The sequence below is a fragment of the Paracoccus rhizosphaerae genome (genome assembly GCF_026162645.1).
GTDB classification, from domain to species: domain Bacteria; phylum Pseudomonadota; class Alphaproteobacteria; order Rhodobacterales; family Rhodobacteraceae; genus Paracoccus; species Paracoccus rhizosphaerae.
The window spans coordinates 20,299-28,163 of record NZ_JAOTBE010000045.1; the positions used below are offsets into that span (position 1 = coordinate 20,299).

Below are 7,865 nucleotides of genomic sequence, written 5' to 3' on the forward strand. Positions count from 1 at the left end.
GACGGTCAGCGCTGGCATAAACCAAGGGTGGGCAGATGAAAAGTCAGTCAAGCTGACCTAATTTCATCTTTTCACTAAGCGAGGGCAGATTTTTTGTGCCACAAGCGCCTATTTAGGTAAGCATAGTTTACTTACCTACCAGAAGCGCCAGCAAAACCATGGTGCCGAACCCAATGCGCCACCAGGCAAACGGCGCGTAGCCGTGTTGCGACACGAAGCCCAGAAGCCAGCGCACGACCACGATGCCGCTGACCAGCGCCGCCACGAAGCCGATGGCGATCTGTGTCGCGGCGGCCGCGTCCAGGATGTCGCGATTCTGGAACAGGTCATAGGCGAAGGCGCCGAGCATCGTCGGCATCGCCAGGAAGAACGAGAACTCGGCCGCCGAGCGCTTGTCCGCGCCCAGCAGCAGCGCGCCGACGATCGTCGCCCCCGACCGCGACACGCCGGGAATCATCGCGATGCACTGGAACACTCCGATCTTCAGCGCCATCGGCAGGGGGAACTCCTCGACACGGTGGTACCTCGGCTGGGTCTGGCGGCGGTCGACCAGAAGCAGCACGATCCCGCCCAGGATCAGCATCAGGGCGATCAGCATCGGGGTTTCGAACAGCACTGTCTTGATGAAGCCATGCGCCAGCACACCGATGACAACCGCGGGCAGGAAGGCCAGCAGCACCGCACCGACGAAGCGGCGCGCGATTGGATCGTGGGGGGCGTCCTTCAGGATCTGGACGATCCGCGAGGCATAGACCCCCAGGATCGCCAGCAGCGCGCCCAGCTGGATCAGCACCTCGAACGAGCGGCCGGGCGAATCGAAGCCGAGGAAGTGACCGACCAGCAGGATATGGCCGGTGGATGAGACGGGAATGAATTCGGTCAGGCCCTCGAGAATCCCGAGGACGGCTGCAACAATCGTATTGGGTTCCATTAATGCTCGCGCAGGTTCTTGGCAGATTTCTTGATGACGTCGTACTGCCCCGACTTGCGGAACCGCCACAGGTAGCTGTCCAGAACCGCGCTGGCAGCAATGGGCTGAATGCCCAGTTCGTCGAAGCCCCGCGCTTGCGGGTTGACGACGTTGTCACGGCGCAGAAGCGCCAGCTGGTCGCGACTGATCGGATTGGTCAGAAGACCGCCCGTCAGCGTCTGCACGACCCCCAGCACCGTCGAGCCCAGGCCGGCCAGGGCGAAGGGCATGCCGACGACGATCTTGCGGCGATGCGTCGCTTCCAGCACCTGGTCCACGATCTGGCGCATGGTCAGAATATCCGGGCCGCCCAGTTCATAGATGCCGGGTTCTGCCGTTCCGTCGGCCCCCATGGCGGCGGCGCGGGCCACGTCCTCGACATGGACGGGCTGCATCCGGGTGCGACCGCCCAGAACCGGCATGATCGGCCCGAAGCGGGTCATCCCGGCCAGACGGTTGTAGAAGTTGTCGCCGGCGCCGAAGATCACCGACGGGCGCAGCACGACCGCGTCGGGGCGATGCTGCAGGACCGCCGCCTCGCCACGCGACTTCGAGGCGATATACGCGCTGGTCGAATTGACGTCGGTTCCCAAGCCCGAGATATGGACCAGCCGCGCGACCCCCATCTCGGCCGAGAGGCGGGCGATGTTGGCGGCGCCGTCCTCGAACACGGTCTTGAAGTTGCTCTTGCCCTGCGGGGTCAGGATGTTCACGCAGTTGATGGCGGCATCGGCATCCGAAAGGGCGGCGCGCACCGACAGTTCGTCGCGGATGTTGCACATCACGGGCATGACCTGGCCCACGACGCCATAGGTCCGGGTGAACAGCGCCTCGTCGGGGCGGCGCACCGCGATCCGCACGCGCCAGCCTTCCTTGGCCATCAGCCGGGCCACCTGCCGGCCGACAAAGCCCGATCCGCCGAAGATCGTGACCAGTTTCGCCATGGGCGTCTCGCCTCCTTGAATGCGCAGAATACCGGGCGATCCTTACCCAAGCCATCCGCCTGCGGCAAGGCGCAGCGGGGTTTCGCCGCGGGGGTGAACGGGGCCGGTGCGAAATCTGTCAAAAAACTTGCACGACCCCCATTGACGGCCCCCGGCAGTCACTTTAATCAGCCGCTCACACCACCTGCCCAGGTGGCGGAATTGGTAGACGCGCACGGTTCAGGTCCGTGTGCCGCAAGGCGTGGAGGTTCGAGTCCTCTCCTGGGCACCAAGAAACACCCCCGGCCGCAAGGCTCGGGGGTTTTTCTTTGGCCGCGTGCCGGACCCGTTCCGCATCGCGCGATTTTCACTGGATAGGCAGACCTCTTTCTGGTCAGAGAGGCGCCAGACAGCGCGGCACCCAAGGACAGGACAGGCGATGAGCATCCATCTGTATCCCAATGATCTTCCCGACGACCTGGACCTGGGCCAGGTCGTCGCCATCGACACCGAGACGATGGGCCTCGACCCGCGCCGCGACCGGTTGTGCCTGGTGCAGCTCTCGGGCGGCGACGGAGAGGCGCATCTGGTCCAGATCGACCGCGGCCAGACCGAGGCGCCGAACCTGACGCGCCTGCTGACCGACCCCAAGGTGCTGAAGCTGTTTCACTTTGGCCGCTTCGACATCGCGGCGCTGGAGAATGCGTTCGGCGTCGTCACCTCGCCCGTGTGGTGCACCAAGATCGCGTCGAAGCTGGTGCGGACCTTCACCGACCGGCACGGGCTGAAGTACCTGCTGAATGAGCTGGTGGGCGTCGACGTCAGCAAGCAGCAGCAGACCAGCGACTGGGGCGCGGCCGACCTGACGGACGCGCAGCTGGAATACGCGGCCTCGGACGTCCTGCACCTGCACAAGCTGAAGGACGCCCTGGAAGAGCGGCTGAAGCGAGAGAACCGGCTGGGTTTGGCCCAAGCCTGCTTTGACTTCCTGCCGGCCCGTGCCCATCTGGACCTGCTGGGCTGGGGTGACGAGAACGACATCTTCCGGCATTGAGCGGCAAGCCCGGGGGCGCTTCGCCCCCCGGACCCCCAGAGGATATTTGAGGACCAATGCAGGAGTAGGGCGTGGCGGATTACATCAAGACGGCGCGGCGGGTCATCGGCGACGAGATGGCCGGGCTTCAGGCCCTGTCGGGGGGGTTGGGGGACGAGTTCTCGCGCGCGGTCGAGATGATCCTGGCGGTGCGGGGGCGGGTGATCGTGTCGGGCATGGGCAAGTCGGGCCATGTCGGGCGCAAGATCGCGGCGACGCTGGCGTCGACCGGAACACCCGCGCAGTTCGTGCATCCGGCCGAGGCCAGCCATGGCGATCTGGGCATGGTGACCCAGGCCGATCTGGCGCTGGTCCTGTCCAACAGCGGCGAGACGCCCGAACTTGCGGACCTGATCGCCCATACGCGGCGGTTTCGCATTCCGCTGATCGGCGTGGCGGCGCGGCCGCAATCGACGCTGATGCGGCAGGCCGATCTGGCGCTGGTGCTGCCCGCTGCCCCCGAGGCCTGCGGCAACGGGATCGTGCCCACAACCTCGACCACCATGACGCTGGCCCTGGGGGACGCGCTGGCCATCGCGCTGATGGAGCATCGGCAGTTCACGCCCGAGCATTTCAGGACGTTCCACCCCGGCGGCAAGCTTGGGGCGCGTCTGGCCAAGGTCGGCGACCTGATGCATCGCGACATGCCGCTGGTGGCGGCTGACGCGCCCATGTCAGAGGCGCTTCTGGTGATCAGCCAGAAGGGCTATGGCGTCACCGGCGTCATCGATGGTGCAGGCGGGTTGGTCGGCATCATCACCGACGGCGACCTTCGGCGGCACATGGAGGGTCTGCTGGATCACCGCGCCGCCGAGGTGATGACCCGCGCGCCCCGCACCATCGACCCCGGCGCCTTGGCCGAGGCGGCTCTGGCGCAGATGCAGGAACGCAAGATCACCTGCCTGTTCGCGGTCGAGGACGGTCGCCCGTCAGGCATCCTGCACATCCACGACTGCCTGCGCGCGGGGCTTTTCTAAGCCATGACCCGCACCCGCATCGTCCGTTGGCTGAGGGTGCTTCTGCCGCTGGTGGCGCTGGCGATGCTGTCGACGATGTTCCTGTTCTCGCGCCAGTCCACGACTGAATCGCGCATCCCCTATGCCGAGGTCGATGCCGAGGCCGCCGCGCGTGAGGGGCGGATCGTCGCGCCGGAATACAGCGGCGTCACCGGCGACGGAACCACGTTGTCGCTGAGGGCCGCGCAGGCGACCCCGTCGACGGCCGGGGGCGCAGCGGGCGACCTGCGGCTGGAATGGCGGCGGCCGGACGGCTTGACCGCCGACCTCGTCGCGCCCTCGGGGACGCTGGCCGACGGCCAGGTGCGGCTGGAAGGCGGGGTCGAAATGTCCACCTCGTCGGGGTGGACGCTGCGCTCGGCTCGGGTCGAGGCCGCGACCGACCGTTCCGTCATCGCGGCCGATCAGGGCATCACGGCGGATGCGCCCTTCGGCGAGATCGAGGCAGAGCGGATGCGGCTGGCGCCCGGCGAAGGCGAGGGATCGGCGATCTTGAATTTCTCGGGCGGTGTGCGTCTGCTATATCAGCCGTGACTCACCGACCCGAACCCCGAGGCCCGATCATGCTGCGCACCCTTCTGACAGTTCTTCTGCTGACCGCCGCCGGGCCTGCCCTGGCCCAGGGCGTGGCCTTCGGCGGCATGCGCGCCGATACCTCGGCCCCGGTCGAGGTGTCGGCCGACAACCTGACGGTCGACCAGTCGGACGGCAGCGCCCTGTTCACCGGCAACGTCGTGATTGGACAGGGAGAGATGCGGCTGTCTGCCGATGAGGTCACCGTCGAATACGCCGCGGAAGGGCAGGAGCGGATCAGGTCACTGACCGCCGTCGGCAACGTGACGCTGGTATCCGGCGAGGACGCGGCCGAGGCGGGGCAGGCGGTCTATGACGTCGACGCGGGCAGCGTGGTGCTGACCGGCGACGTGCTGCTGACGCAGGGGCAGAACGTGCTGTCCGGCGACCGGGTGACGGTCGATCTGGCCAGCGGTTCGGCCCAGGTGCAGGGGCGGGTGCGGTCGGTGCTACAGCCGGGCCGCAACTGATGGCGGGTCAGGGTCTGGACGTCCGGGGGCTGCGAAAATCCTATCGCAATCGGCCCGTCATCCGCGACGTCTCCGTCAGCCTGCAGCGGGGCGAGGTCGTGGCCCTTCTGGGACCGAACGGTTCTGGCAAGACCACCTGCTTCTATTGCATCGCGGGCCTTGTCAGCCCGGATGCCGGGCAGGTGCTGATCGACGGGCAGGACGCCACCCGTCTGCCGATGTTCCGGCGCGCCCGCATGGGAATCGGCTATCTGCCGCAGGAGATGTCGATCTTCCGCGGTCTGACGGTCGAACAGAACATCATGGCCGTGCTGGAGGTCGCGCTGGATGATCCCCGCCATCGCCGCGACCGGCTGGAGGAGTTGCTGGGCGACTTCTCGATTACCCATTTGCGCGGCGCCCCGGCGCTCGCCCTTTCAGGCGGCGAGCGCAGGCGGGCCGAGATCGCGCGCTGCCTGGCCTCGGACCCCGGCTTTCTGCTGCTGGACGAGCCCTTCGCCGGCGTCGACCCCATCGCCGTGGGCGAGATCCGCACCTTGGTCCACGCGCTGAAGTCGCGCGGCATCGGCGTGCTGATCACCGACCACAACGTGCGCGAGACGCTGGGTATCGTCGACCGAGCCTATATCCTGCATGACGGCCACGTCCTGATGTCCGGCACGACCGAGCAGATCGTCGCCGATCCCAAGGTGCGCGAGGTGTATCTGGGCGAGGGCTTCCGGATGGTGTGACAACGCGCCACTCACGCAGACGTGCGCCCCGTTGACAGAACCGCCTGCCTGTCACCAAATTGATATATGCGGGCGCCGGAATGCCCCGCGAACCCCGTTCCGCCCCTGCCGGCACCTTGACGGGTCGGCGCGGTCGGACGGGCAACCGGAGAGGAAAGACGATGCGCTATACCATCAGCGGAAAACACATCGATGTCGGCGACGCGCTGAGCACCCACGTGCAGACCGAGCTGGGCGAGACGATCGAGAAGTATTCGCAGCGCCCCACGGATGCGACCGTGACCTTTTCCAAGGACGCGCATCAGTTCATGTGCGATGCGGTGGTGCACTTGTCCACAGGACTGAACGTGCAGGCGCGTGGATCGGCGACCGACATCTATGCCTCGTTCGAGGCGTGCCGCGAGAAGATGGACAAGCAGCTGCGCCGCTACAAGCGCCGTCTGAAGGATCACCACAAGGAGCGCGCCGAGCCTGTTGTCTTCGGCGAAGCCGGCAGCTATGTGCTGGCCGCCGACGAGGATGCATGGGAATCGCAGGACGACAGCCTGCAGCCCATCATCATCGCAGAGATGGCAAGCCGCGTGCCCACCCTGTCGGTGGGGGACGCGGTCATGCAGATGGAGCTTTCGGGGACCCCGCTTCTGGTGTTCCGCAATGAGAAACATGGCGGCGTCAACGTCGTCCACCGCCGCGACGACGGCAATGTGGGCTGGATCGACCCGCGCGGAAACGGCTGAACCCGCGCCGCGCCCGACGCCCCTCTTGATGTGCCGCCCCCAGGGGCCCGTTAGGGGACCCGCAGAGGGGGCGGACAGCTTTTGGAAAGACGCGACGGAAATGCAATTGAATGAAATCCTCCGGCCCGGGGCGGTGCGTTCCTTGGGGCAGGTGACCTCGAAGAAACGCCTGTTCCAGGAACTCGCCGATCTTGCGCATGCCGAATATGGGCTGAACGCGTCAGAGGTGCTGGACGCCCTGCAGGAACGCGAAAGCCTGGGCCCCACTGGCGTGGGCCAGGGAGTGGCCTTGCCCCATGCTCGCCTGCACGGGCTGGACAAGGTCGCGGGCCTGTTCCTGCGGCTGGAAAAGCCCCTGGATTTCGACGCGGTTGACCGTCAGCCGGTCGATCTGGTCTTTGCGCTGCTGGCGCCAGAGACCAGCGGCGTCGACCACCTGAAGGCGCTGGCGCTGGTGTCCCGGACGCTGCGCGATCAGGACCTGCGCGCCAAGCTGCGCGCCAACGACGATCCCGTCGCGCTGCACGCGGTCCTTTCGGCCGCGCAAGGCATCCGCGCGGCGTGACGCAAGGTTTGAAATAAGTCCGGGCCGGACTTATATTCGGCTGATCGACCAGAGGAGGCCAGACATGACCAAACATCTTGCCGATCAGCACCGGACCCGCGGAAGCGCCCGCCTGCGCGAATACCTGCGCCAAGAGCGGTCCGAGATGCCCCACCGCTCGACCCTGACCCTGCAGGCGCGACCCAAGGAGCGCGACCAGCAGGACCATAAGGCAGCCCAGTACCTACGGATCGCCCGCGGCGCCGAGGCCTGAGCCTTAACGGTCGGACGGTCCGATTCCCAAGCTCTGACATAGTAACGTCAGCCGGCCGTCCCGGGAATGCGAACTTCATGTGGAGCGGCGGCCAGTTGGCCATGCTTCGCCGTGGCGGTCGCCGTCTCGCACGGCGCAACCAGGGCTTCCGCCACGGACCCGTCATGAAATATGGCCAGCTGGCCGTGCTGCCCGGTGTTATCGGGGGGGGGCGACATCTGCGGCGCTGTTCATGAGCCCTTGCCGGCGGAGAACGTCAGGCGACAGGTGCCTGCACCGGTCGAAGAATATATGTCGTGCGGCCGGTGGCGGGTCTTCAAGTACGATATGGAAGCAACGTCTCCGGAGGCAGGCTTTCTGCTTGCCGAACCCTCATGGTCAGGCGTGCCCTCCGTCGGTGTTTCTGTTGGCGATGGGCGTTGTTGCAGAACTCTGTCTGCGAAAGATTCCCATCGCAATTCCCTGTGGTTAGACGAGGTGCATGAGCAAGCCTCCATCCGCCCGCTACCGCACGACGAACTGGTCCAGCTACAC

Annotated in this window: 10 protein-coding genes and 1 tRNA gene; 9 read left to right on the forward strand and 2 right to left on the reverse strand. The window is 66.3% G+C overall.

What is annotated here, in order from left to right; all coding sequences use genetic code 11:
• Positions 1-127 precede the first annotated feature (127 nt).
• The gene (locus OC184_RS14285; protein WP_265507858.1) at positions 128-931 is read right to left on the reverse strand and encodes an undecaprenyl-diphosphate phosphatase; all 804 of its coding nucleotides are present in this window, start codon (positions 929-931) and stop codon (positions 128-130) included.
• Positions 931-1,914, reverse strand: a complete 984-nt coding sequence (locus OC184_RS14290; protein ID WP_265507859.1) for a complex I NDUFA9 subunit family protein — start codon at positions 1,912-1,914, stop codon at positions 931-933. Before OC184_RS14290 ends, OC184_RS14285 begins: the two co-directional genes overlap by 1 nt.
• 186 nt (positions 1,915-2,100) lie before the next feature.
• Here OC184_RS14290 and OC184_RS14295 point away from each other — a divergent pair.
• The 9 genes from OC184_RS14295 to OC184_RS14335 all read left to right on the forward strand — a co-directional run bounded on the left by OC184_RS14295 (position 2,101) and on the right by OC184_RS14335 (position 7,331).
• Positions 2,101-2,185: transfer RNA gene (locus OC184_RS14295), tRNA-Leu, on the forward strand.
• Positions 2,186-2,332: 147 nt separating this feature from the next.
• Complete coding sequence (locus OC184_RS14300; RefSeq protein ID WP_265507860.1) at positions 2,333-2,947, forward strand: ribonuclease D; 615 nt, start codon at positions 2,333-2,335, stop codon at positions 2,945-2,947.
• A 116-nt stretch (positions 2,948-3,063) separates the two neighbouring features.
• Positions 3,064-3,963, forward strand: a complete 900-nt coding sequence (locus tag OC184_RS14305; protein ID WP_265507870.1) for a KpsF/GutQ family sugar-phosphate isomerase — start codon at positions 3,064-3,066, stop codon at positions 3,961-3,963.
• Between the two features lie 3 nt (positions 3,964-3,966).
• Positions 3,967-4,536 (forward strand): hypothetical protein, encoded by a 570-nt coding sequence (locus OC184_RS14310; RefSeq protein ID WP_265507861.1) that lies wholly within the window; start codon positions 3,967-3,969, stop codon positions 4,534-4,536.
• Positions 4,537-4,565: 29 nt separating this feature from the next.
• On the forward strand, positions 4,566-5,045 hold the full coding sequence (gene lptA / locus OC184_RS14315) for a lipopolysaccharide transport periplasmic protein LptA (protein ID WP_265507862.1): 480 nt from the start codon (positions 4,566-4,568) through the stop codon (positions 5,043-5,045).
• On the forward strand, positions 5,045-5,776 hold the full coding sequence (lptB, locus tag OC184_RS14320; protein ID WP_265507863.1) for an LPS export ABC transporter ATP-binding protein: 732 nt from the start codon (positions 5,045-5,047) through the stop codon (positions 5,774-5,776). Before lptA ends, lptB begins: the two co-directional genes overlap by 1 nt.
• Before the next feature lie 161 nt (positions 5,777-5,937).
• Positions 5,938-6,513: a ribosome hibernation-promoting factor, HPF/YfiA family gene (hpf, locus tag OC184_RS14325; protein ID WP_265507864.1), complete on the forward strand. Its 576-nt coding sequence runs from the start codon at positions 5,938-5,940 to the stop codon at positions 6,511-6,513.
• Positions 6,514-6,613: 100 nt separating this feature from the next.
• Positions 6,614-7,078: a PTS sugar transporter subunit IIA gene (locus OC184_RS14330; protein ID WP_265507865.1), complete on the forward strand. Its 465-nt coding sequence runs from the start codon at positions 6,614-6,616 to the stop codon at positions 7,076-7,078.
• A 64-nt stretch (positions 7,079-7,142) separates the two neighbouring features.
• The gene (locus tag OC184_RS14335; protein WP_265507866.1) at positions 7,143-7,331 is read left to right on the forward strand and encodes a hypothetical protein; all 189 of its coding nucleotides are present in this window, start codon (positions 7,143-7,145) and stop codon (positions 7,329-7,331) included.
• Positions 7,332-7,865 lie beyond the last annotated feature (534 nt).